This window comes from Alicyclobacillus tolerans, from assembly GCF_048984885.1.
GTDB classification, from domain to species: domain Bacteria; phylum Bacillota; class Bacilli; order Alicyclobacillales; family Alicyclobacillaceae; genus Alicyclobacillus_I; species Alicyclobacillus_I tolerans.
In genome coordinates this window covers 595363-620990 of sequence record NZ_JBMGNK010000002.1, presented here as the reverse complement: position 1 = coordinate 620990, position 25628 = coordinate 595363, and the positions used below count along the sequence as shown (strand labels likewise).

The window sequence follows — 25628 nt, the reverse complement described above, 5'->3', positions numbered from 1 at the left end:
TCTCCATGTTAAGGGAGCAGAGCGAGACAAGCGTGAGGAAACACTTCTCTCCAGACAAATAAGAGAGTGTCGTAAGCACGCTTGCCTACGACACTCTCCCAGTAACCGTACAAACTGGAATTCTAAGTGATACGTGGCAAGCCTCTAAAAGACAGACGGGCAGAATTTACCGTCATGATTCGTGCTGAATGTACGCCCAACTCTGTACGCAAGGTCTTGCCACCTCCGAAAATCATATTGCGCTAAGTATAGCTGTCGATGCTCACCATAGCAAGCCCCAAATTAACAGAATCACCAACTCATGGCATGTACACATCTGATTTGGACATACTAATACGGCTAATTATGAAAGCGAGGGAAGCCCAACTATGAATCGTGTCGATCGCAGTCGTCAATCACAAAGTCCTCTGTCTGACGCTCAAGAGGCTGTGGAAAGTGCGGTGCGAGCCAGTAAACAGGCTTTGTCCCATCCGTCAACAACCATGCTTTCCCAAGCCGAGCACGCTATTCAACACGCTGAAAAGGGACTGCTTGGCGCTTTGTCAAATAGTCAGGAAAAACCTTGGCTGGAAGCTGCAGAAAGCTTGGAAGAAGCCAAATCAACGGTGAGTGAATTAGAAAACAGCAAAAACAAAGAATAAATCTTTTGCAATACTGCAGACATCGCTTCAAATTGATGTCTGCATTTTTTTATTTCTGTAGATTGCATTTACGTGAAGAACTTGGCAGTATGTATATGAACTCAATATAAACAGTGGAGCGTAGAATCATTCACAGGAGGTAGGTTATGCATACATTTCATGCCTTTTGGTGGCTATTACATATTCTGGGCGTAGCGCTTTGGTTTGGGGGACAAGTTCTCTTTTCCATTCTCTGGGCCAAGATTCGCAAACTTCCTGATTCATGGAATGCTGACATCCTTCAATCGCTGTTTGATACTTTTGACCGAGTCTCCCTGTGGTCGGCATTATTAACGGCTGTGAGTGGTACCGTGCTCTCCTTTCTAGTCGAACCGCGGGCCAAGTTGAGTTACTTCTGGTTGACGTATATGCAGGGAATGGGTATTGTGGCGCTTATTTTGAGCGTCTTTGTATTGCGTTGGCTGGGCAAAACTGTGCGCAATCGGATGATTGCTTCTCGTTCCCCTGGCTCTACTCAAACCTACACTTCCGTCCTTCATTTGAACTCTTTCATTCTCTTGACCATTCTGATGATGGCCGCATTTAAGCCACATTGATTTCACTACTACAGGGGCGCCATGCGATTGACATTCTATGGCGCCTATGCTTTTGCCGTTTAGGAAGAAGAGAAAGGAGAACATTTGTCGAGTCCATGGCGAATCGCATAGATGGCTGCCTGGGTTCTATCTTGCACAGACAGTTTTAACAGTATATTCCCTACATGCGTTTTTACGGTCTTGATACCTATATGGAGTGTGTCGGCAATTTCCTGATTGCTCATTCCTGAGGCTAAACAGGATAAGACCTCGTGTTCGCGAGCAGTCAGTTCTTGGTGTGCGACCTTTTTCTCCGCTTGGAAAAAACTTTCCACAAGCCAAGGTTGCACTTCGCTGTGCAGGTAGGTTTTTCCGGAAGTGACTGTCCGAATGGCTTCTACAATCTCTGTAGGATGGGCAGTTTTCAAAAGATAGGAAGCGGCTCCAAATTTCAAGGCTTCCAGTAACCATTTGTCTTCTAAAGAACTGGTTAACATGACTACGGGTGTAGAATTGCCGACTTCCCTAAACCGCCGCAGAGTCTCTAAACCATCCATATGTGGCATAAGTAGATCGAGTAAAACGACATCTCCAGGATAATCTCGCCACTTGCACAGCATTTCCTGTCCATTTCCAGCTTCCCCTACCACGCAAAAATCTTGTTGCAATTCCAATATCGCTCGTAACCCTTGCCGAACCACAGCGTGATCGTCAACAATCCAGATTTTTATCGTCATACGCCCCGTCTCCTTTCGGTAATCTTGGTATCGTCACCTGTACCGTGAGACCCGGTTGTTGCTCAATCCAATCAATCCTCCCCCCCATACGCTCAGCACGCTCCTGCATGCTCAACAATCCATAATGGTCGGCAGAGATTTTTGTAGATTCATCGATAGGGTTAAGAGCTAAAAAAGGGAGCCCATTACCATTGTCCGAGATGGAAAACGTGTAAGCTGCCTCTTGCTCTATACACTGTACGCGAATTTCCGTAGCATCGGCGTGCTTCAGTGCATTGGAAACAGCCTCTTGGAGAATGCGAAACAGTTCTTGTTCCATCCATTCTGGCATAGAACCATGTACATGAAAAGATTGGTGAACTTGGATATGATGACGTTTAGATACGCTGTCAAGAAACTGTTCGGCAGCTTCTTCCAAAGACTGGTTAGCGAGCGGAAGAGGACGCAGATGCAGCAGCAGCGATCGCAATTCCCTTTGAGTTTGGCGAGCGAGATCGGCCATTTGCTGCAACAGCGATTTGAGGGCATCGTGCTTGGCTTCGACAAGTGCAGATTCAGCTAACAGCGACAGCGAAAAAAGTTGCTGGCTGACCGAATCATGCAATTCACGAGCCAATCGTTGACGTTCTGCATCCGCAGCTGCTAGTTCAGCTTTTTTCAAAAGTTGCTGATTTTCAGCGACGAGTGTTTGCAATTGGCTGACCTGTTGTTGCAAAATCTCGCTCATTCGATTAAATGCGATGGCGAGACGATCAATCTCATCCTGTTGATTGAAAATTTGAATACGATGTTGCAACCGACCAACAGCAAGCAAAATAGCCGCTTCTTCAATATCTCCCATGCGGATACGATATCCGCGAGCAAACAGATAACTGAGCATAAGAGAAAGAACTATCAGCGCGATGAAAAGCAAACTCATGAAATCGGCATGATGTTCGGACAAATCTCCGAGAGTAAAACCAAGTACTGCCGTAAACACGGACACACTTACGAAGGTAGTCGTCAGTCGCATTTTTTCACACTCGCATCACGGTCAATTCACCAACGCGTAATTGGGTCAAAAGCCGCACCCTCCGTTTGGAAATTCCGTAGGTGGGATCTTCATATAGAACAGGATAGCGAATGATTCCTTCATGCGAGTCGCCAAAAATTTGAACTTCCCCCATTCCCAGTGTTGCTTCCACGCGTACATCCAACCCTTCCGGTACAAGAATACGAATTTCACCTATCCAACCGTGTACCAAAATTGTATACTCGCCATCGTCGACATGAGCTGTAGCAAGATTGAGACGCAATTCGCCAATTCCCAACCAGTATTCTCCACTGCGCAGTTTCCACGCCCCTCTACCTATGTTTATTTCTCCCAATAAACGCTTTCCAAAAACAGGTAAATTAGTTGAGAATGGCATTGAAAGTCGCCCTAACGATACAAACTTGCGAAATGAAGACGATTGCCGATAACCGGTGGTTTCCGTTTGGTTTTTGGAGTTATTTTCAATTCGAATGACAGGAATTCTGCCACGAATTAAGATATAAAAACCGACAAATATAATAAAAAGCCCCAACATCAATTGCCACGGCTGTCGAATCTGGTTGAGCCAGGGGAAAAGTTTGGTGTGATACAAGCAGAGATACGTGAAGATGATAAAAATGTAAAATGACCAGATTCTTCCCCGCACTCGTCTCCGCGAGAGTGTAAAATACAAAAACAGCACCGCCAAAATTCCATATAGGATGGAACCACCATTGAACCAAGAACCCGGATGGGGAAAAACATGAAAAAAATAGAGCAAATAAAGCAAACCTATAAGTATAATAATAATGCCCCAATGAGTGCCACGCCTCATTCATAGCCCCCCATACTCTACTCCAATTAGAACAATCACTTTGCTGGCAATCCTTTATTGGAATTAAGACGAAGCATACAAGGATAGACCCAAAACGGCAACCCCTTTTGGTCCGATCACGTTATCCACCAAAAGTCGGAGATACATATAGGAATTGAGATGGATTTTTCAGGATATCCACAAGGATAAAATTCAATTATAATCATAGAGACTAGGAGGCCCCCCTGATGCACTTACTTTTAAGGAATCGGTTATTCCTGATCCTTTTCTCTGGCCAATTTGTATCCAGTGTGGGCAGTAATTTATTTTCACTTGCTCTGCCCTGGTACGTTTTACTGATGACCAAATCGACAACAGATTTGGCCTTAAGCGGAATTATGGGTATGATTCCAAGTTTTTTCACACTTTTCTCAGGGGTATTGGTCGATCGCTGGTCTAAACGCTGGACCATGCTGCTCAGTGATTTCATACGCGCAATACTCTGCCTGGCCATGACGGTTTCTGTAATCATCCATTTTCAGCTTTGGCTAATCCTTCTTTTGCAACTACTGCTTGGCATAGCTGGCTCTGTCTTCAGTCCAGCTTCATCTGCTTTTGTTCCTAGGATTGTTAGTGATGAGGAGATTCCTTTGGCCACAGGCCTGCTGCAATCCATGAACAGTACATCTCAAATCATTGGCACCATGGCAGGCGGAGTGTTAATCGCTCTGATTGGAGCTCCTATGTTATTTTTATTGAACGGCCTTTCTTTTTTTGTCTCTTCTCTCAGTCTGCTGTTTTTAAAAGCTAAAAATGATACACCACTGTCCAAAACAAATGCTTCCAATCTACCTTTATTAAAAAATTTTTGGCGGGAATGGATAGCAGGAATCCAATTGATATGGAAGTTCAAAGTTATGAAGGTGATTATTGCCACTGCCATTGTGGCCAATTTTGCGCTTACCCCTTTCTTCATCCTGTTGACAGCCTGGGTTAAAGGTCCACTGCATGGTACAGCACTCGTTTTGGCCATTATTGAAACGAGTTCATCACTTGGCACCATTCTTGGAAGTTTACTTTCCGCAGAATTAGGACGACGGTTTTCCACACGATGGCAGTTTGGAAATAGCCTGTTTATCATGGGGTTAATGGTGGTACTCATCTCCCTCGTACACCATGCAACTTGGACATCTGTTTTAGCCTTCATCATGGGCATATCCATGGGCAACGTCAACAGCTATCTGTTTGCTATACTCATGCGCTCCATTCCAAAAAATTTGCAAGGCCGGATTTTTGGTAGTCTTTCGGCTATAGTGAGCATTGCCGCACCTTTAGGACTCGTCATCGTGACATTGTTACTTTCTCATGTTCCGCTCTTTATTTTACTGATTGGGATTGGTGCACTGACCATCATAAGCAGTATCTTTTACACGTTTCCCAATATGAAAGACATCTCCTTGTCTGCTTTGGAACAAATGGAGCTGTCCAGAAATGATTTTCCACACTTGCAAAAGGATTCACTTTCTGTAGATTTGCCAGAAATGTGATACTCTGAGGGAGGACAATTCTCAGAGAAAGAAGGTAGAGCGTATGCGCATTGGCATATTGGGAGCTGGCGCTGTCGGAGGATATTTTGGCGGGCGACTGGCCATGGCAGGTGTACCTGTGCGGTTTTTGGTTCGCCCAAAGCGCTACCAGCAATTACGAGAACATAAACTTTGGATTCATACCGATGATGAAGAATGGCAGCTAGAACCCGATCTCGCGGCTACGCCTGAAGAGCTCGGTCATGTTGATGTGCTCCTGGTGGCATTAAAAAACTATCATCTTGAAGCAGCTTTTCCTACCCTTGACGAAGTTGTCAAACGTGGCGCGCGCTTACTACCCCTTCTTAACGGTATGGATCATCTCGATATTTTAAGCGAGCGATATGGATCTCATAGGGTGCTGGGCGGTACTTGTTACATTGAAACCACACTCGATGAAGATGGCCATGTCCGCAAAGCAGGTCCAATGCACGATCTCGTTTTTGGTCCACGCAGCGAAGAGCAAAAAGAGTTTGCGGAGAAGCTTTATCAGACCATGCTGCTAGGGAAATTCCGAGTGACACTGAGTGAACAAATTGAAACAGAAATGTGGCGAAAGTATACATTTCTCACTTGTCTGAGCGGCATGACAGCGGCTACACGCAGTCCGGTTGGCGTTTTTGTGAATGATGAATTCAGTTTGGCTTATTTGCACTCCCTTGCTGAGGAGATTATTCGCATTGCGCGTGCCGAAGGTGCTCAACTCCCCACCGAAATGGCGAAAGAGATTGCTGTACGCATGCAAAAAGCCTCTCCCAGCCTTACTTCTTCCATGCATCGTGATTTGGAAAAAGGACTGCCTCTCGAACTGGAAAGTTTGCAGGGCGGATTTTTGCGACGAGCCCACAAGCATCAAATTGCTGCGCCACATCTGGCTGCTATCTACGCTTTACTTCATCCATACATTCAGGGTAAACCACAACATGTGGAATGGGGTGTCACCCTCAAGTGACTCAACAAAACGGGAAAAAATTGGCCGCCGAGGCGGCTGTAGAACTCATTGAAAATGGCATGTGGGTTGGGCTGGGAACCGGATCGACCGTCTATTATGCCATTGAAGCCATTGGCAGGCGTATAGCAGAAGGGTTGAAAATCCAGTGTGTCTGTACATCGCGCGAAACAGAAAAATTGGCTGGCGAACACGGTATACCCTTTGTGGATATCAATCGTGCTGAAACATTGGACATCGCCATTGACGGAGCAGATGAGGTAGATGATCATTTCAATCTCATCAAAGGCGGTGGCGGCGCACTGTTTAGGGAAAAGATGGTGGCATCCCTAGCGCGACGTTTTGTGATTGTAGTAGACGCCAGCAAGCGTGTGCAAACGCTGGGCAAATTTAAATTGCCCATTGAAGTTGCTGCTTTTGGACACGAGCATACGGCGCGGAGAATTGCCGCGCTGGGCTGCAAAACCTATTTGCGCCACAAAGATTCCGTAGTGTATGAAACCGATAATCACAACTATATCTATGACTGCGACTTTGGTACCATTCAACAACCTGCTGCACTGCATGAGCAGTTAAAATCCCTGCTTGGAGTTGTGGAAACGGGACTCTTCTGCAACATGGCCAATGACGTATTTTGGAGTGACGGAGAGCAAGTTGGTCATTTAGTCTCTGACCTGGCCCCATTACCTTAATGCGCAAATAGCCTCTTATTCATCTCAAAATGGAATCAGGCGGCGATGGATGCGCCTACAGCGCATCTCTTGCCGCCTACCCCTTATCGATGCACATTTTTTCATTCTCTTTCTCGGTTTAAAATCAGGATTCTACAACGGGCTCCTCACCAATCGAACTTTCTGTTATAACGGTCTCTGAATCGGCCTTAATTTGCAGATTCGCCATATCGTCTCGGATGGGAAAAATCATACGCAAGAGTCCCATCACTACAAGCGCCCCGCAGATGACAAAAACCCACCGCAAATCCATATACATGCTCAACACACCTACGAGCACCATGCCAAGCGGCGTCATGAGTCGTGCAAACCCGTTCATGGTTGCAAACAATCGACCACGAAGCGTACCAGGAGCTGACATCAATTTAAGCGCGGTTACACTCATCATCAGCGCTCCACCCATTGAACCGATAAAGAGAAAAATTGTATCAGCGTATGGATTAGGAACTATACCTACCCCAGCAAAAAAGATACTGATGGTGAACCCGCCCAAGAGTATACCCTGTTGAAAACTGAATATTTTGGTCAATGCCCCAATAAATAGTCCCCCGACCACATCTCCAAGAGCAATGGCTCCCATCATGACACCAAGCCAACTGGCATTCAAATGCAGACCCGTTTTAATCCACATCGGCAAAAGAATAGAGAGTCCAGCAGTGCCGATGTTAAAAATCATTGCTGAAATCGAAATCCAGAAGAACAGGCTGGATTGATACATAGTTTGCAAGCCTGCCTTCCAATCACTGAAGAAAGAAGCATGAGCTCTCTTTTCTATTTTTTCCTCGACCCGAATCATGGGTAATGTAAAGATTGAAGATAAAAAGGAGATTGCATTGAGAAGAAAGAGAATAGGTCCACCCAACCACACATAGAGTACTCCGCCAACCGCTTGACTGACCAAACTGACCATAGCATTAGAGGATTGATCAAAGCCTACAGCGGCTGGCTGTTCTTCAGGTTTTACAATAAGGGGAAGAAGCGCACGGGAAGCTGGCATAAAAAACATGCCCACAGCCTCCAAAAAGAATACTCCTGCAATGGTTAAAGCCACGGACAGATGCAAGAAACCAAACACCGCCAAGAGCAGCATCAGCAACATACGAATCAAATCTGATAGTAGCATGACCGTGCGTTTAGGGAATCGATCTACATAGACTCCACTGAAAAGCCCCACCAATCCCGGTATGGTTGTAGCTAGACCCACCCAAATCATGTCTGCCCTAGAGTGTGTGGTAGTGTAAATAAACCACGGTAGCGCAAGCAGGAACAGATTGTTGCCAATACTTGAGACTAACTGGCCAGAGTATAAAATAGTAAAATTGCGATTTTTCCAAAGCGAGCGCAGTTCTCTCACCCCCATGATGTTACAGAGAATATACGCTCTGGAAATTTCATTTCCTTCTAGCAAATCAGTTTAAACAAAAATTCTGTTTACCAAAATTTAGCCGGTGAGAGCCGCTCTGCGATTTTCTTACTTTCTTGGCGATGCCGCATACGAGCCTCCGCTCTTTGCGGAGCCGTTTCATACAGCAGCTTCTCCTCCTCTGTCTCAGGTATCACATTTGGCACAGGCACAGGTTTGCCTTCTTCATCAAGCGCCACAAACGTCTGAAAGGCGGTAGCCGCTATCCGACGCTCACCCGTTTTTAAATCTTCCGCCACTACTTTTACGAAAATCTCCATAGAACTGGTACCTGTCCAGGTTACGTAAGAAGTTAGACACACCGAATCTTTTTGACTAATCGGGCAAAGAAAGTCAACCGAGTCGGTAGATGCGGTAACCACTTCAGCCCGGGCATGCCGAGCGGCTGATATAGAAGCCACATCATCAATGTAGGCCATTAATTTACCACCAAAGAGCGTGTTATGGTCGTTCAAATCTGTGGGAAAAACACGGCTAATTTTGACACATCTTGATTCTGAGCATTTTTTTGCGTTTTGTAGCATGTTTCTTCTCTCCATCCATCTCATCTTTCACTGATACACTGTCAATTGTATAATCCAAAACTTTCTTTGGATAGCCTGCCCATTCCGCACAATTCATTCTCAGCGCGATCGCGATAAAAAATCCGGGCTATTCCCAGCACAGGAATAGACCCGGCAGACGATTTCTTACATAGGTCGGAGAATCAACCTACTTGTCTGGTCAACTGGCAGTTGGACGATGATATCATCCCCATCCTGCCGATAATCCGTATCGATTTGCCAACACTTAGCTGCACCGGTAAACCGCAATTCCCGATACGTGTATGGTGTTGAATACCCTTCATGCACCAAATCCAAAGTGACAATCCACTCGTTGCCTCGCCGTTTAGACTGTATGCGAACTAAGTTGTAAGCATTTTTTTGTTCGTACGCGAAACTATGACCGTCGTCTTCATATAGATCCAGCGTTTCAGCCGTCTCTCCAACAGGGTGACCGTAAAAAACGATTCGCAAGACATCTTGGTGCTCAAATTGGAGGTGTGAATACACATCCGTTTCAGCTATGGGAGCACCCGCTCGGGCAAAAAGCGGCATATGACTCAGCGGAGCATCGACAATATGATACTGGGCACCGCTATAGGTTAGACCGCTTTCCACATCCACCCACTCACCTTCCGGAAAGTAGACCATGCGTTTTCTCTGCTGTGGTCGCAAAACCGGAGCGGCCAACAGATGCCGACCGACAAAAAATTCATCAGCTACCGTACGAGCGGTGCTGTCTCCTGGAGCTTCCATAAAAATTGGGCGAACCACAGGCCATCCCTTACGCGCGGCTTCAGCAAATACGGAATAAAGATACGGAATCAACCGATATCTGCGAGCGATAGCTGCTCGACAGACAGCCTCAATTTCTTCACCAAACCGCCATGGTTCCTGACGAATTGCGTCAATCGCGCTATGATTGCGGAAAAACGGCAGAAACGCCCCCAATTGTGTCCAACGTGCAAGCAATTCCGGTTGCGTATCGTAAGCAAAGCCACCCACATCCACGCCAGCAAAGGGGATACCGGAAAGTCCCATGTTCAACAACATAGGAACCGCCATCTCCATGTGTTCCCAAAAAGAACGATTGTCGCCAGTCCAGACCGCCGCATAACGTTGCACACCAATATAGCCAGAACGCGTCAGGACAAAAGGGCGCTCTCCTTGAAGCTGCTCTCGTAAACCTTCGTAAGTTGCTCGGGACATTTGCAATCCATACAAATTGTGAAGAGCCCTGTGCGGCTGCGGACGTCCCTCTGCCTGATGCATGACATCCAGTTCCATGGTCTTGCTTTCGTTAAAAACAGCAGGTTCATTCATATCATTCCAAATACCCTGGATACCTAATTGTGTATAAAATTTATGTTTTTCTCCCCACCAGCTGCGGGTTGCCGATGAAGTGAAATCCGGAAAAGCGCTGATTCCTGGCCAAACCTCGCCAAAATAAAGTTCTCCTTCTAAGCGTCGACAAAAATAATTCCCACTGACACCTTCTTGATATACGGTATATTCCACATCCCGTTTCACACCGGGATCGACAATAGGAACAATGTGAAACCCTTGCTCCAATAAGTTGCCTACCATTTTTTTTGGATTGGGAAAACGATTGGCATCAAAAGTAAAGACACGGTAACCACGCATATAGTGAATATCCAAATGAATGGCGTCGCAAGGGATCTCGCGAGAGCGAAACTCCTCCGCCAATTGCTCGACTTCCTGTTGACTCATGTAAGAGTAGCGCGACTGGTGGTACCCGAGCGACCAGGCAGGCGGCAGCGGCATACGTCCCGAAAGTTCTGTGTATCGCTCGGTAACCTGTTTGGCGTCTTGACCGAGTATGACATAAAAATCAACCGCGCCTGTATCCAGAGTTATGGTAATCTCTTGATGAGATTTCTGTAAATTCCACTCGCTTTTCGCTGGCGCGTCCAGCAGAAAACCTGTCGCCCCTTTGGCGTCCAATTTCAGAAGGTAGGGTATAGAAACATAGAGCGCTTCCGTTTCCAAGTTATGAGGTGCGTAAACATCAGAATTCCACATGACTGTCTTACTGCCTTGTTTGCTAAGCCAGCCAGTCTTTTCGCCTAGGCCAAAATAGTCAGCTTCTGCCTCAGAAGCAAGTCTCAATTGACTGCTGCCATCCGCAAAAAAACGTATAGAATCCACACGAAGCCGAGATATCCCCTGTGAGTCTGAAATGCTCAGACTGGCGGGCGATCCGTTACTAATCGTGACAGCCAGCTCTCCAAATCGGGAAACCACAGAGGATTGATTCTCTTCTATGGTGAATGGCTGCGCCGCGAGCGGTGTGATGCCAGGTGACGGTACAGAGTCAGTATCTGAACCAGCCTGTACAGTCAAACGCACGATAGACTCCGTCAAATGACGAACCTTGACTTGTATGTCATGTTGAAAAGAAACGCATAGAGTATGCTTTTCTTGATGCGTACTTATCATTTGTTCAAGCCAATATCCTGCAGACTGCTGATCGTAAGAACCTAAACGTTCAGGATGTATAGCTTCACTAGATTGCATCGCTTCCACTCCAAGCTTATAGATTCATTTTGTATCCACACGAGTAATCACAACTCCGTCCGGAGCAAGCATCTGGCTGGACAAATCGTATGCTTGTTCAGGGTAAGCCAACAAAACCTCACCCGATATTGGCAATGACACCGTCGATGGACGATGATTGAAAGTGATCAAAACCCGCGACCTACTGTCCTCGCTCACTCGTTCATATTGCAAAATTCCCGGCTCCACCCGCAAAAAATTCAAATCATCAGACGCCAGTGCCGATTCTTCACGTTTGAGACGCGCCAAGCGTTTTATCAGATTCAAGATATTTTGATTCTGCCTCTCTTTGCGCCACTCCATGCCGCGACGGCAATCAGGATCGGCGCCTCCTTCCATACCAACCTCGTCACCATAATAAATCATTGGCATTCCAGGAAACGTAAACTGAGCAATCAACGCCCGTGCGACTTTATCTTCCTGATGATTGGCCAAGGTCATAACACGTTCCGTGTCATGGCTGCCCAGCAAATTAAACATGCAAAGGTTTGCCTGCCGGGGATAGCTATATAAAAGATTAGTCATACGGGCTGCATAAGTTTTTTCATCCGTTGTTTCACGGATAAAATAATCGAGTACATTCTCGCGAAACAGGTAATTCATCACGCCATCAAACTGATCACCTTGCAGCCAAGGCAAACTGTCATGCCATACCTCGCCAATGATCAAGCATTGCGGATGACACGACTTTACAGTTTCTCTAAATTTTCTCCAAAAAACATGATCAACTTCGTTGGCCACATCCAGTCGCCATCCGTCAATCCCGGTTTCTTCTATCCAATAACGAGCAACCCGGAGCAAATATGCTTCCACATCCGGATGAGCCACATTGAGTTTAGGCATACTGCGAACATCATTGGCGAATGTTTCGTAATTAACTGGTTCAATGCTTACCGTATCTCCATGAATAAAAAACCAATCCCAGTAAGCCGAATCTTTTCCCTTGTGAAGAACATCCTGAAAAGGAGCAAAATCATATCCGGCATGGTTAAACACCGCATCAAGCATGACACGCATACCACGTTGATGAGCCTCTTCTACCAATCGAGCAACATCGTGGAATGTGCCGAAATCGGGATCTACCTGCAGATAATCAGTGGTATTGTATTTATGGTTAGAATCCGCCAAAAAAATGGGCGTCAAATAGATGAGTCCAACACCCAACTCCTGTAGAAAAGGCAATTTCTCCAAAATTCCTGCCAAGTTTCCACCTAAACGCAAACTTGCAGTGGGTGTGGTATACCATTCCGACTCCGAAACATGTTCTTTGCTCCCTGCTCGATAAAAACGATCTGGAAATATTTGATAAACTGTTGTTTGGCGAACCCACTCAGGCACCTGATACAAATCACGCGAGCAGAGATAGGGTAAATGGAAATACCCCGCCAATGAGCGATCTGTGTCTGCTCCCTGACCTCCCAAAAATACAGGTAGTCCATCTGGCTCTTGCCTATCTGTGATTGAAAATTGGTAAAGCAGTCGCCTTGTTGGCACTTCCACATCAATGACATACCAATCCCAATTTTCGTCCGATCCGTTTTTTCTCATTTCTTGACACAGGCATTCTTTTGCAAATTGACTGACATAGCGATCTGCCGTGTAGACATGAACAGCTACAGCAGCGCCTGCTTCGATTGCACATACCAGACGTGCCCGATGAGACGTGAGCGCATAAGCAAATGGGGACTGCGAACGGTGAAACCATTTCCATCGAATCTGCACGGCAAAACACTTCTCTCTTGATAAAATTCCCAGCCGTTATGGAACACAAGCGATTTGGCTAAAACTTCAAACCGGATGATTGAGATAATTGACCCATACGGCGCGCGCCACAAGAGTTACGAACAATCAATTCGTGTTGAATGACACGATGCTTAGTCAATGGTTTACCCGCTTGAATTTGTTCCAAAAGTAATTCACCTGCGGCCACACCCAGTTCGTGCATATGAACACGCACACTCGTCAAAGAAGGATTGGCAATTTCGGCCAAACGAATATCATTAAAGCCTACAATAGCTAGTTCCTCAGGCAGCGCATAGCCAAGTTCTGCTGCTGCTCGCATGGCTCCAAAAGCTAAAACGTCGTCAGAGGCTAACACAGCCGTTGGTCTATCGGACAAAGCCAGCAGGCGCATCATGCCAAGATAGCCCCCTTGCTCCAAAAAGAAGCTCGAGACTTCCATACGCTCCTCTGGTTGAATTCCCCATTCCTGCAACGCTTTTCGATATCCTTGAACGCGATCGACCGTTACCAACAAATCACTGGAGCCACCTAAAAAACCGATGCGATCGTGACCGAGTTGCAAAAGATGCTGTGTAGCTTCATAGGCAGCTTGGACATTATCATTGTTAACTGAAGAGAAATTGATTTCCTGATTAGGACGTCCAAGCAATACTGCCGGAAAATTAGCTTCCGTGATTTTGCGAATGGCAATGTCATCCTTGCGACTGCCAAGGAGAAGAATTCCGTCAACACGTCGACCTCGTATCATTCGGTCCAATACTTCTTCTTCATTTTTTGCAGAAGTAGAGAGTACTGTATCCCAGCCTGATTCCCGAGCTACTTCAGATACACCGCTCATCATCTCTACAAAAAATGGATTTTGAAAAAATTCATTCATCCCTGGTGGTATGAGGATACCTATGGCACGCGCCATGTTTGTGACCAGACCGCGCGCAAAAACATTGGGATGATAATCTAACTGTTCCAACGCTTCACGTACACGCCTTTTCGTTTCTGGCGATATGCGCGGCGAATCGGCAAGCACACGAGACACTGTAGAAGCCGAAACATTGGCGAGCGAAGCAACATCTTTAATGGTGGCCATGGTTTACAACACACGCCTTTCTCTACTGTCTTAAGAACGCGGGATTAACCTTTCACCGATCCGGCCACTAGACCAGAAGCAATCCAGCGCTGGCAAAGGCCAAAAATAATACCAAGCGGAATGGCCGACAAAAGCGCTGCTGCAGCAAATTCTCCCCATGCCTGACCAAAGTGGTTAGAAATCATCCCGTACATACCAACAGCCAACGTATAATTGGAGGGCGATATGAGTATCGCGCTGGAGATGGCATAGTCGCTAAAAATGCCTACCAGTGTAAATAGGAAAATGACCACCAGCATGGGTAGCGCAAGTGGAAGCAAAATCCTCACAAAACGCTGCCATGAGTTGGCGCCATCCATAATTGCCGCTTCATCCAACTCCACTGGTACCGTATCAAAATATCCCTTCAGAAGCCAGACATTAAAGGCACTACCGCCAATCATCACAAGAATGTAAGAGTATAGTGTATCCATCATGTTGAGTTTGGAGAGAGCTGAATAATAAGCAATGACTACCAGTAAATTCGGAAACATCTGTAGCAGAATCAACACCATCAACCCGTACTTGCGTCCCCAAAACCTCATCCGCGCAAACGCATAGGCGGCGAAAGCAGTGATGAAAACCTGTATGATGGCAATAGTTACACCTGCTAAAACCGTATTTTTGACCCAAACAAAGAAACTGCTATGAAACAACAACTGCTGATAGTTTGCAAAGGTTGCATGGGGTGGAATCAATTGAAACGATGTCACGTTATTGATGGGATTGATGGATGCTGTGAATACAAACCAGATAGGCAGCAACACTAAAATGATAACAATCCACAGTACTAAACGCGAAGCCCATAACCCCAACCGTTCACCAGGCCGCATTTTTCTTGCTCTGAGTTTAAGCGTTGGTTCAGCTTGCTCTTCTTTGACAACAACAGGCGCAGACGCCATGCTCATGCTTCCTCGCCCCCTTTGAAGGCTCCTGTATAGCGCATATTCAACCAACTGATGAAAGCTACCAGAATAAACAACAGAACTGACATGGCGGAAGCTAAATCGTAACGGTTATACGTTAAACCCATTTTGTAAATTTCTGAAGCAAGAATATCCGTGTATCCAACAAATTGATTGTTGTCTCGTACCGGACCTCCGCCTGTTAGCAGATAGGCAGCGTTAAAGTTGTTAAAGTTGAATGCGAAGGAAGGTATGAGAAGCGGCAGAGAAACTTTCCAGACACCGGGTAGAGTAATGAAGCGAAATTTTTGCCGCCAGCGTGCACCGTCCATTTCTGCAGCCTCGTATAATTCTGTGGGCACCGCCTGCAGGGCTCCTAAGCAGACAGTCATCATATAGGGGAAACCAGCCCAGACATTGACCATAATCATGGAAAAACGGGCCCAGAAAATACTACTTTGCCATGGAATCCGCGGTAATCCAAATACCTGCAAAAAAGCATTCACTTGTCCATAGCCATCATTGAGCAGACCATTCCAGGACAACATGGTAACCACTGAAGGTATAACCCAAGGTAAAATTAACAGCACTCTATACAACACCGATTCTTTCATATTGGGATTATTGAGTAACATAGCTAGCAACAAACCTATAAAATAACAAAACAGCGTAGTCAAGCCTGCATAGACAATCGTCCATATCAGAGTAGGAATAAACACAGTTGAAAGCGGACTATTCGGATTGAGCAGTGTTGCGTAATTTTTTAAACCCACAAAATGAAACTGTAAAAAATGGAGCTGGTTAAAATCTGTAAAAGAAATATAGATGGTATAAGCAATAGGAGCTAACGTCAGAACACAAAGTGTGATGAGCAAAGGTGACATATACCCATAGGAAATCCACTGAATTTTCCGTTTCGGCCGGGGAATTTCTGACTTTAACCGCCTTGGTACTTGCGCAGACATGGACACCATGAACACCTCCCCTAGAATGAAAAAAGGAAGCTGGCTTGGTCAAACGCCAGCCTCCTCCAGCACATGTCATCAGGACCCTTGGACTTGAATACCTTTCTGAATATTGGCCACGAAATCTTTTCCACCTTGAGCCGGGGAAACTTGGCCACTGATAATATTTTTCAAGATACTCATAGCGTTCCAAACCGCTTGCATCTGTGGAATGTTGGGCATGGGTACAGCATTAGGAATTTCATCGGCAAACGCTTTAAACATTGGACTACTTTGGATAGTCGACGATTGTTGAAGACTCGTCAAAGCCGGAATTTGTTGAGAATCGTTAAAGTAGTCCATTTGCGCTGTAGAGTTTGTTAAAGCTTTTACCAAACTCCAGTCAGCAGGCTGGTTTGGACTCTTGGAAGAAACAAACGCTGTAATAACGCCCAAGAACGGGGTCATTGGATGCCCGTTTGAAAGAGTAGGCAGCGGTGCAATAGAGAATGGGATTTTGGCCTTTTGAATATTCGGCACATCCCATGGACCACTGATGTACATAGCCGTTTTGCCAGAAGTAAACTGGGATAAGGCAATGGTGCCAGTCAAGCTTGGCTGCATCCAATGGTATTTGTGATCCATATCGTACATCAATTGATAAGCTTTAATGGCTCCTGCATTATCCAAACCAATATCGTTTGGATCAAGCGTTCCATTGTTGTCTTTGAAAACATAGCCGCCAAGGCCACCTACAAACGCGTAATTAAAGTATAAATTGTGTTGAGCATATGCAAATCCATATTTGTTGGCATCCGAAACAAACTGTGTCCAGTTCGTCGGCGGTGTTTTAATTTTGCTCGTGTTATAGAATAAGGCTGTTGTCTGTACAGAGACGGGAACAGAGTAAATTGTACCGTTGACAGTGACTGCATCGACTACGGACTGTGCATAATTGCTGGTGTTAATATCGCCACTCGGCACTGGTGCCATTAAGCCTTCTTCAGCAAAAGTACCATTGTTGTCATGCGGCATGCCGAAGACAATATCAGGTCCTTTTCCTGAACGCGCGGCTGTTGCATAGAATTGAAAACCATTTGCATTGTGGCTTTCATCCACAACTTTCACGGTATCACCATGCTTCTTAGCCCATGCATCAGCAATCTTTTTCACGTCCTGCAACTGCGGTCCACCCGCCCAAGACCAAACCGTGATTGTTTGCCCTTTAGGAAGGGAACCAGATGTTGTCGATCCGCTTGAATTGGTGGAATTTGAATTCGGACTGCCACATCCAGCAACCAGACCGCCCATGACAACCAGCGCAGCCGCACCAGTAGCTAAACGAGTTTTTTTCATAATTTAGCCCCCTCAAATAGTCAATGCGTTGAAGACGTTTTCACTAGCGATTTACATCTCTTAGCTTTATGCAAACGTTTGTACAAACTATACTGCCCAAATTACAAAAAATCAATATCTTTACGAGAAAATTTTCATCTCAAACATTTGATAACATAATTTATAAGCAAAACGTGAGAAAAAGAACTTCAAAATAAGCATTGTGTGCCAATTTATTGCACATGTAATAGCTTTCATGTGCAATCGAATGCATCACTATCGAACTAGTGGTTGCCTATTCAAGATGCAAATTCTGAAGTGCTCAAACAAAAAACCTCCTACCCCGCTTTTGAGCGGTTTAGAGGTATTTCTTATCCTACCGATGCCTGATGAAATTCTTTAGAGAAACCTTACGTTCCTCCTCATGCTTTCATCATGAGGAGCTCTCGAACGATGAACGAGACAATGCAGGCTTGATTGGCTCAGCTTGAACATCTTTTTTAGTTATCGTCAAATAGCCAACCAAGATAATGATACAGAAGGTCAGTACAATACTGACAGGACCTTTACCATAACCTAAACCACCTACATATTTAGGCATTCCAAACCAATCAGCAAAAGAAGCTCCCAGTGGACGTGTAAGAATATAAGCAAACCAAAAAGAAAAAATAGCATTAAAGCGAAAATAGCGATAACCGAAAGCTGGGATTAAAATCAAAAATATAAATAGAATTCCAGACGCTAAATACCCTAGATGAAATGCTGTAGCTGTCATATCACCAGTAGCGGTACCAAGAGCAAAAGTAGCTAAAATGGTAGCCCAATAAAACATTTCACGTCGACGTGTATAAATGCTGTGAATCGAAAGCGTTTTTTCGCTCCGGTACCACAGTATGAGAACCACCGCAAGACAGACAGCGTAAAAGGCGGAAGAATATACATAAGGAACACCCAAAGCTACATGCGTTGAATCGGCCACCATCGTACCAAAAATAGCAACCATAACTACTGCCAGCCAATAAACCCAGGCAATATAACGTTTTACACTGAATTGCAAAATGATAGACGCCAGAAAACAAATCCCGCCCAATATTACCGCTACATACGGATTCATATGATAGACCAAAAAGTCGGAGGTAGCTTCTCCCATAGCTGTGGTCAGTAATTTGACAATCCAAAAATAAGCGGTGATTTCAGGTACTTTCGTAAGAGGTTGGGACTGTTGATTCAGAACCGTCGTTCGCAATTGACGCATTCTCTAAAAATTCCTCACTCTCTGAATCAAGATCTGATAAATGAACAGTTTCATTTACTCTTTTAAAATCCTAACACAATCCTAAACCGAAAGTGTCGGTATAATCCATTTTTTGGGTTGCTAAAAATATATTTTAAATTTTTTTCAAAAAAATTTGGACCTGCATGCAGAGAAATACTCAGGAATAAGCATGAAACATATCTAAAGACCAGCTATCTTAGGAGGTGATTTATGGTCATTCTGGTTATTGTTCGACGGCGCAAAACGGATCGTCAAAAGGAAAAGATTCAATCCGTCAAACAAAACCAGAGCATTACGCCCGTCCGCTTTCTTGAAAAATGGTCTCTCTTTCGCATGAATCAATTCCTAATGCTACATCCGCAATATCTGGAGCTTTTACTGATTTATGCAGCAGGCGGGATTGCGCCAGTGTTTGCAGAACAGTCCAGGTAACCAGTCAACAATAAAAAGAGGAGTATCCTAAAAGTACTTCGTTACTGAGGGATACTCCCTGTTTACAACTAAGTCTGCGCGAAAAACATTACCTGGAATTGACTCTACGGCTCATTGAAAAGTATAAATGATATAAGCAAGATAAATAGCAGATAACCACATCATAACCGCCGCCACTTGATGGATCTTGTTGAAAGAAGTACTGCGGAGAGCAGCTTTTCCAGCGATATGACCACCTATCGCAAGGAAAAAGAACCATATCCACGAAACAACCGAACAAGCTGAGGCAAAGGCAATTTTATCCGCCCAGGATGTATATGCCAGCGCACTTCCCCCCAGGATCACTAACGTATCTATAAGAGCATGGGGATTGAATAAAGAAACAGAAGCTGCAAAAGTAACTTGACGTTTAGGCGGCCATGCCGTAGATGTCTCGTCTTGATCCATACTGCCTTTGTCCTGCCACGTTTTCCACCCCATATATAAGAGAAAACCTATTCCAATCATTCCTAAAATATATCGTAACCAGAAAATATGAAGCGCAACTGCCGACAACCCAAGGACAGCTAAACTCACCAAAACAGTATCGCAAACAGACGCCGTGATAACCGCAGGCAAAGCTCCTGTCCAGCGTCGATTTACGACTCCTTGTGTAAGAATAAATCCGTTCTGCATGCCTATCGGCAAAATCAGTCCTAAGGCAAGGATAAATCCATGAACAGCAGCTATCAGCAATGATTCATCCCCCTTGAAAAACTATGTATACTTTTTCCGATAGACGATTTCTTTGAGCATATAACATATCTATCGTAAATGGATACAGACTGAAATGAAAACAGGAGTGTCCCTCAGTGCTGAAGCACTTTTGGGACACCCCCGCTTAGGAGAGAAGTTGCCGCAATTGACGCACCAGTTCAACCAGTGCCCGAAGAGCAACCGCAATAGCAGCCACAAAATACCAAATCAGTATGACTACATGTGTTGGATCTGCCAACATCAGCAAACCCAAAAGCAAAAGAGGAAAAATATCCATGAGAATAGGACGTGTGAGCAATGTTGCCACTTTCTCCAGATCAAATTTGCCTCTGAGCTCGTTGACAATGCGAAAAATAACCGTTAAACCAATGAGTACAAGAACAACCCAGAGCATTGTCAGCATAGCCGGATGGTGAAGGATGATATTCATCTGCACTCCCCCCTCTTTTGGAAAACTCACTTACACTGCATCGTATAAATTTTTCTTCTCATCTGCCCCGGCCAATGCCATAATCAAACATCTGACTTTCCTATGTAAAAAAGTATGGGACTTGCTATAGAAAGAGGACCAATTATTTTGGCCCTCTTTAGTAGTCATGCGCCGTTGACTATATTCCACATTTTTATTTGATGCATAGGATTTTGTGGATCAATTCGCTGTGAAACCAGCCAATGGACAGCATTGGCACGCTGTGAAGGTGTCAGAGGCACCTGCAATGCTCCAGAAAGATGATCGACGAGCGCACCGGCTCCATCAGGAGTGGCCAACACTGAACGATGATAGGAACGAAGTATACGATAGGTGCGACGCCAATATATAGGATTTGCAATACGACTACGGAACGTATTCAAAAGTTTGGGGTCTAACACTTTGCTCACCTCCCTTCATCGGCGCCCTCTTTACTGATTCGAAATATTTTTGAAAATGGTTCAGTGCAATCAATGGCCAAACTTTAGGATAGATGTGATAGCGTATATGCAACGCACCCGGAAATCCTGAGCCAGTAGGTATCTCTTCATGCCATCTACCTTTTTCCCCCTGTTTAAGTAACCAACGTGCCGCTCGCCAAGCCGCAATCCAGAGCCTTTGTCTGATTCTCGGTTCGACCTCTAATTGGTATAAATACAGCAGTGTATCTAAAGCCCACGCCGTCTGAGTTGGCAACCCGAAAGACAACTCAACATACTTACCGCACAAGTCACTTTGGCATGATTCTCCAAAACTACCGTCCTCCATTTGAATGGATAGCAACCAACCTTTCGCCTTTCTTAGAGATTCATCGTCACTCGGTATGCCCACTACCACCAGCGCCTTAACAGCACACCAAGTTCCATAGATGTAAGTCGTTCCCCAACGTCCAAACCAAGAGCCATCTGCTTCCTGATGATTACGTAACCAATAAATAGCTTTCCTGACTCTCGCATCCCAGCACGACAAAATCTTATGATTGACCAGAAACTCCACTACACGTCCTGTAATATCCGGTGTAGAGGGATCAATCATAGCTCTTTTCATATCATTGGCTGGCAGCCAATCGAGCCAATACTGATTGCAATCCTTCTCAAACGCTGACCAACCTCCATCTCGATTCTGCATAGATAATAGCCAGTCTATTCCCTGCCATCATGCTTCCGCACATTCGTCTGCCAAGGGTGCCAGCGCTTCTAAGGAGGCTACCGTGTCATCTACATCAGGATGACACGTATTGTTGCTGGAAAATGCCCACCCTCCTAACTGTTTACCTTTGTTCTTCATCAATCTGTCCGGTATACGATGCTGTTTCGCTAACAAGTATTGTGCTGCCTTACGAAGGTTCATGGAATTTGTCAATATTCCGCAAGAACCGAGAGCCTGCATGGCCAACGCTGTGTTCCAAATATGTGCATCGCAAGTTTGTTGATGATAAAAATCGTCTTCAATATCTTGATATAAAGACTGACGAATAGCAGACAAAATTCTTTCGACTTCTGGATGATCACGTGGATAACCTAGGGCTAGCTTTGCAAACACCCATAAAAAGCTGGAGGAATGATATCCTCCCAACGTGCCATCCGCCTCCTGCTCCTCATCCATCCAAGTCACACAGCGGCGAAACGCTGCATTTTTTAGCCAATTTACTGAATGATACATTGTAGTACGAAGAACAGTCCGTTTTTGTCGATCCGTTAACAACTCTTTCAAAAAGAAATTGCCGGAAGGACATGCGACATATTGAAGGCTGGATAAAATCAGCATAGGCGGCACATGAAGACGAGTAAATGTAACTAAGTCTTCTATATCAATAGGAGAGTATTTGAAAAACAACGTGTCAGCAGCACTTCAATCCACTGCCAGTCTTTCCAATCTAGCAAATATAAACTGATGGCAGTCTGGGCATCTGGCATACAACCGGTATCAAAACAATCCTTCCAACTACCATCTGACATTTGTGAATCGAGAAGCTGTTGAATGGAATTTTCCAGTACAGATGAAAGCATTGTAAATTCCGGGGAGAAAAAGACAGACAATCCAGACACCTCCTGCAACAGACACAAACAACGTATTCCATAGCAGGTAATTTGCTGTCGGCGAATGACTGAAACTTGTCATCCTTATGAAGATATCCACGGAATCCTCTTTAGGGTCATCGTTCCATCCATAAAGTCCAAATAAAAACTGGCTACGTAAGGGCGTAAACGCCACAGACGCAGCCAGGGGACCCGCACTAAATCAATAAACAGGGGTGGTTGTGCAGGTTGTTGTTACAGCTGGAACGAGCAGGATGAAGAGTACGAAGATGATGAGGAATACAACTGCCCAACGAGTATATCCACCAAATACGCCGCCATCGTACATAAGTCAAAATCCTCCTTTCAATTTCCTATCCGTTAGATTTGCATCGTTGCTCTTCTTAATAAGCTGCTCCTGCGCCATAAGCCGGAACAAGTAAGAAGAACAGGACAAAGATGATAAGGAACACGACCGCCCAACGAGTGTATCCACCAAATGTTCCGTACATGCGGTTCACTCCCTTCACTTGTGACATGCTCCAAAATATGTTTGCTGAGCTTCTACAGGTAGTGGTATATGCCCGATCTCGTGAGTCAAGATAGGCACATATTCGTATTTGACCATGATGAATACGGGGAAGTTTGATGGAAATAGTTGGGGGATAAAAGGGTGTTGTCATATTGACTGTGGAAAATGTGAGTGGTTGCAGGAGAAACGGGTGGAATTAACCATGTCCAATCTCCAGTAACTTTACGGCCTGCATCAGCTTCGATTTGCTCAAAACGTTCAAACTGTTTAGCCGCAGTATGATGATCAATAATGGTCACACCGTGATTTTTGTAGGAATGTAATACTGCAATATTTAACTCTATCAGGGCTTTATCTTTCCATAAACTAGCATCGTTTTTTGTATCCAATCCCATAATAGAGGCAACCTTGGGAAGTATATTGTAACGATTTGTATCTGCTAAGTTACGAGCACCAATCTCTGTTTCCATATACCAACCATTGAACGGAGCAGCAGGAAAACGAATTCCCCCTATTTCTAGGGCCATATCAGATAGAATTGGAACTGCATACCATTGAAGATGTAATTCATCAAAAAGAGGATATTCTGGGTGGTGAATCGGAATTTCAAGAATGATATCTTCTGGAATAGAATACCATACGGGCGCCTCGTTTTGGACTTGAATGACAATCGGCAATATATCATAGGCTGTGCCTTTTCCTACCCATCCAAGCTGTTGACAAATACGCGTAAATTTAACAGAATGCGAATCTCCAATGATACCATGCTCTGTTTCATACCCAGCATAACGAATCAATTGATGATTCCAAATACGAATGTCCTGATGAAATATGGTTATGGTTGGACGAATTTTCCCTTCATTTGAAGCATATTGAATGTGACGAAATAGAGCAAACGCTATTTGATCCACACGATGAAGATTTCTTTCATCAAAAACTTTTAGAGACTTCCAGAACAATCTCCCAATACATCGATTGCTATTCCTCCAGGCCATGCGTGCTCCATGTTCCAGTTCTTCATAGGTAAACTCAAACGTCCCAAAACTCTGCAAACTTTTTTTGATCTCGTTCAATCGATATTCTGTCTCTTCTCTACTCTTCCCTAGTTCGTTATAGCATCTCAGAATGAAATCTTGAACTTCATTATCCACGAACATGGACCATTTCTCCCAAAATTACATTATCCTTCTATACTTATTTGTCTTTGTTCCAAAAATGTCCTCCATCGGTTGTATAAAATAAAGTTCCTGTATTCATCACTATCCAGCCGTGCGTTGAGGAAACGAATTGCATATCCATGACGTTTTTTAAAGTCATATTAGGTGTAAATGAGTTCCATGTTTGCCCACCATCCGACGTGGTCAAAATTTGTTTACCGTCTATAACAAATCCATCCTTCATATTAGGAAAACTCCACGCTTGAATGGCTTGATTGGGCTCCGTACTTTGTACGGCTTGTTCAGAAGTCCACGTATTGCCTCCATCATTTGTTCGATAAACGAGCAAACCGATACCATAACTCACTGGCAAGATACCCTTTTGTTGACCAAAAAAAATCGGTGGAAAGGAAGTAAATTGTTCATTTTGAAAAGTATTCGGTACATGTAAAATTTGCAAAGACCAATGATATCCGCCGTCCGTAGTTCGGTAAAAATAAATATGTCCACTTAATGCCGTAAACCCTGTTACCCAACCAACCTTAGCGTTTACAAAGCTGACACCTGTCTTATCGCCTACAAACGGTAAATTTCCTCCCTTCACTTGATTGGTTTGAGCAATGGTGTGCCAAGTCATTCCACCGTTATAGGTGTGATAGATGGTTTCTCCTTCACTACCTGCTGCCGCACCTTGTAATAAAGCTATCCAGCCTTGATCCGGATCGAGAAAATGTAGACTCATAGGATATCCAGTCGCTTGAATTTTTTGTTTCACCCAAGACTGTCCTGCATTGGCCGTGTAATAAATGGATAGCGGAGAAGCAATCGAATTACCGTTACTTGCGGCTATCCAAGCCATTTGATTGCCGATCGCGTTCATCGACATTTGGAGGAATGGTGCTGACTGAAAGCCTGGTGGAGTCACTGCTTTCCAACTTAATCCTCCATCCTTCGTGTACCATACGGTATTTCGCCCCGTAGCCCAACCGATTTGCTCGTTAACCATGTTTATCGAGGTGAAATGAGGCACTTGTGGTGTCTGAACTGATTTAGATGGGGTTGTCGTTGGAAATGAATCTGTCTTTGACTTGGTAGCATGTGATGCGTTTGGATGGCTTACTGAACTGTGCGTATGCATATTCTTGACTGACGTCGTATGGTTTTCTGTTCCACATCCAATGAGGGTGCAATAGATGAATCCCGCTATACCGCTTAACAACCAGAAAGGTTTATATTTCATCCGCAAAACCCACCTCCCATTTTACGCGGATTATGAAGATAAAACAAAAGTCTTCACATGGTTCATAGGATGGTTCAAGTATCTACCCCTTATGCTGAAAATTGTTTATTG

25 protein-coding genes and 1 pseudogene are annotated in these 25628 nt (G+C 44.7%); 6 read left to right on the top strand and 20 right to left on the bottom strand.

The genetic code is table 11. The annotated features are described in order from the left end of the window. Window positions 1-368: 368 nt before the first annotated feature. Together ACOJUR_RS03255 and ACOJUR_RS03250 are read left to right on the top strand one after the other, a co-directional pair. Entirely contained in the window at window positions 369-641 is a 273-nt protein-coding gene (locus tag ACOJUR_RS03255; RefSeq protein WP_420949235.1) for a hypothetical protein, read from the top strand. Window positions 642-787: 146 nt separating this feature from the next. Next, window positions 788-1237, top strand: coding sequence for a hypothetical protein (locus ACOJUR_RS03250; RefSeq protein ID WP_420949234.1), 450 nt, complete (start codon window positions 788-790; stop codon window positions 1235-1237). Between the two features lie 59 nt (window positions 1238-1296). Here the strand turns inward: ACOJUR_RS03250 and ACOJUR_RS03245 are convergent, their stop codons facing one another. From ACOJUR_RS03245 to liaF, 3 genes are read right to left on the bottom strand one after another with little or no spacing between them, the layout of a single operon-like run. Continuing rightward, window positions 1297-1953 carry a response regulator gene (locus tag ACOJUR_RS03245; protein WP_203115023.1) on the bottom strand — a complete coding sequence of 219 codons (657 nt, stop codon included), beginning with the start codon at window positions 1951-1953 and terminating at the stop codon, window positions 1297-1299. Beyond that, window positions 1928-2938 (bottom strand): sensor histidine kinase, encoded by a 1011-nt coding sequence (locus ACOJUR_RS03240; protein ID WP_207549689.1) that lies wholly within the window; start codon window positions 2936-2938, stop codon window positions 1928-1930. Before ACOJUR_RS03240 ends, ACOJUR_RS03245 begins: the two co-directional genes overlap by 26 nt. 31 nt (window positions 2939-2969) lie before the next feature. Next, window positions 2970-3800, bottom strand: a complete 831-nt coding sequence (liaF, locus tag ACOJUR_RS03235; protein WP_420949233.1) for a cell wall-active antibiotics response protein LiaF — start codon at window positions 3798-3800, stop codon at window positions 2970-2972. A 227-nt stretch (window positions 3801-4027) separates the two neighbouring features. Between liaF and ACOJUR_RS03230 the strand changes: the two genes are divergently transcribed. Genes ACOJUR_RS03230 through rpiA form a run of 3 tightly spaced genes read left to right on the top strand, consistent with a single transcriptional unit; the run spans window position 4028 to window position 7006 of the window. Continuing rightward, complete coding sequence (locus tag ACOJUR_RS03230) at window positions 4028-5326, top strand: MFS transporter (protein WP_420949232.1); 1299 nt, start codon at window positions 4028-4030, stop codon at window positions 5324-5326. A 43-nt stretch (window positions 5327-5369) separates the two neighbouring features. Further along, complete coding sequence (locus ACOJUR_RS03225; RefSeq protein ID WP_420949231.1) at window positions 5370-6317, top strand: ketopantoate reductase family protein; 948 nt, start codon at window positions 5370-5372, stop codon at window positions 6315-6317. Continuing rightward, a complete protein-coding gene (rpiA, locus tag ACOJUR_RS03220) occupies window positions 6314-7006 on the top strand; it encodes a ribose-5-phosphate isomerase RpiA (protein ID WP_420949230.1) in 693 nt (230 codons plus the stop codon). The genes ACOJUR_RS03225 and rpiA overlap by 4 nt, the downstream gene beginning before the upstream one ends. Before the next feature lie 124 nt (window positions 7007-7130). Here rpiA and ACOJUR_RS03215 read toward each other — a convergent pair whose 3' ends face one another. The 9 genes from ACOJUR_RS03215 to ACOJUR_RS03175 form a co-directional block, all read right to left on the bottom strand. After that, a complete protein-coding gene (locus tag ACOJUR_RS03215) occupies window positions 7131-8405 on the bottom strand; it encodes an MFS transporter (protein ID WP_203115017.1) in 1275 nt (424 codons plus the stop codon). A 71-nt stretch (window positions 8406-8476) separates the two neighbouring features. Further along, a complete protein-coding gene (locus tag ACOJUR_RS03210; RefSeq protein WP_420949229.1) occupies window positions 8477-8992 on the bottom strand; it encodes an acyl-CoA thioesterase in 516 nt (171 codons plus the stop codon). A 165-nt stretch (window positions 8993-9157) separates the two neighbouring features. Further along, complete coding sequence (locus ACOJUR_RS03205) at window positions 9158-11548, bottom strand: glycoside hydrolase family 31 protein (protein ID WP_420949228.1); 2391 nt, start codon at window positions 11546-11548, stop codon at window positions 9158-9160. 24 nt (window positions 11549-11572) lie between these two features. Next, window positions 11573-13309, bottom strand: a complete 1737-nt coding sequence (locus ACOJUR_RS03200) for an alpha amylase N-terminal ig-like domain-containing protein (RefSeq protein ID WP_420949227.1) — start codon at window positions 13307-13309, stop codon at window positions 11573-11575. Window positions 13310-13367: 58 nt separating this feature from the next. Next, on the bottom strand, window positions 13368-14414 hold the full coding sequence (locus tag ACOJUR_RS03195) for a LacI family DNA-binding transcriptional regulator (RefSeq protein WP_420949226.1): 1047 nt from the start codon (window positions 14412-14414) through the stop codon (window positions 13368-13370). Window positions 14415-14458: 44 nt separating this feature from the next. Further along, entirely contained in the window at window positions 14459-15361 is a 903-nt protein-coding gene (locus ACOJUR_RS03190; RefSeq protein WP_072873010.1) for a sugar ABC transporter permease, read from the bottom strand. Beyond that, window positions 15358-16323, bottom strand: coding sequence for a carbohydrate ABC transporter permease (locus ACOJUR_RS03185; RefSeq protein ID WP_072873086.1), 966 nt, complete (start codon window positions 16321-16323; stop codon window positions 15358-15360). Before ACOJUR_RS03185 ends, ACOJUR_RS03190 begins: the two co-directional genes overlap by 4 nt. A gap of 78 nt (window positions 16324-16401) precedes the next feature. Beyond that, complete coding sequence (locus ACOJUR_RS03180; protein ID WP_072873009.1) at window positions 16402-17658, bottom strand: sugar ABC transporter substrate-binding protein; 1257 nt, start codon at window positions 17656-17658, stop codon at window positions 16402-16404. A 412-nt stretch (window positions 17659-18070) separates the two neighbouring features. After that, window positions 18071-18892: a COG4705 family protein gene (locus tag ACOJUR_RS03175; protein ID WP_420949225.1), complete on the bottom strand. Its 822-nt coding sequence runs from the start codon at window positions 18890-18892 to the stop codon at window positions 18071-18073. 231 nt (window positions 18893-19123) lie between these two features. Between ACOJUR_RS03175 and ACOJUR_RS03170 the strand changes: the two genes are divergently transcribed. After that, on the top strand, window positions 19124-19345 hold the full coding sequence (locus tag ACOJUR_RS03170) for a hypothetical protein (RefSeq protein ID WP_072873007.1): 222 nt from the start codon (window positions 19124-19126) through the stop codon (window positions 19343-19345). 111 nt (window positions 19346-19456) lie between these two features. Here ACOJUR_RS03170 and ACOJUR_RS03165 read toward each other — a convergent pair whose 3' ends face one another. From ACOJUR_RS03165 to ACOJUR_RS03130, 8 genes and pseudogenes are all read right to left on the bottom strand, one after another. Beyond that, window positions 19457-20080: a LysE/ArgO family amino acid transporter gene (locus ACOJUR_RS03165; RefSeq protein WP_420949224.1), complete on the bottom strand. Its 624-nt coding sequence runs from the start codon at window positions 20078-20080 to the stop codon at window positions 19457-19459. Between the two features lie 145 nt (window positions 20081-20225). Next, on the bottom strand, window positions 20226-20531 hold the full coding sequence (locus ACOJUR_RS03160; RefSeq protein WP_420949223.1) for a hypothetical protein: 306 nt from the start codon (window positions 20529-20531) through the stop codon (window positions 20226-20228). A gap of 164 nt (window positions 20532-20695) precedes the next feature. Further along, the gene (locus tag ACOJUR_RS03155) at window positions 20696-20971 is read right to left on the bottom strand and encodes a hypothetical protein (RefSeq protein ID WP_203115010.1); all 276 of its coding nucleotides are present in this window, start codon (window positions 20969-20971) and stop codon (window positions 20696-20698) included. Next, window positions 20937-22337, bottom strand: a pseudogene (locus ACOJUR_RS03150) (prenyltransferase/squalene oxidase repeat-containing protein). The gene ACOJUR_RS03155 and the pseudogene ACOJUR_RS03150 overlap by 35 nt, the downstream one beginning before the upstream one ends. 38 nt (window positions 22338-22375) lie before the next feature. Then, a complete protein-coding gene (locus ACOJUR_RS03145) occupies window positions 22376-22609 on the bottom strand; it encodes a hypothetical protein (RefSeq protein ID WP_420949222.1) in 234 nt (77 codons plus the stop codon). Window positions 22610-22811: 202 nt separating this feature from the next. Continuing rightward, window positions 22812-22937: a hypothetical protein gene (locus ACOJUR_RS03140; RefSeq protein ID WP_255567408.1), complete on the bottom strand. Its 126-nt coding sequence runs from the start codon at window positions 22935-22937 to the stop codon at window positions 22812-22814. Window positions 22938-23185: 248 nt separating this feature from the next. Beyond that, complete coding sequence (locus tag ACOJUR_RS03135) at window positions 23186-24277, bottom strand: nitric oxide synthase oxygenase (RefSeq protein WP_420949221.1); 1092 nt, start codon at window positions 24275-24277, stop codon at window positions 23186-23188. A gap of 37 nt (window positions 24278-24314) precedes the next feature. Next, a complete protein-coding gene (locus ACOJUR_RS03130) occupies window positions 24315-25517 on the bottom strand; it encodes a VPS10 domain-containing protein (RefSeq protein WP_420949220.1) in 1203 nt (400 codons plus the stop codon). Window positions 25518-25628 lie beyond the last annotated feature (111 nt).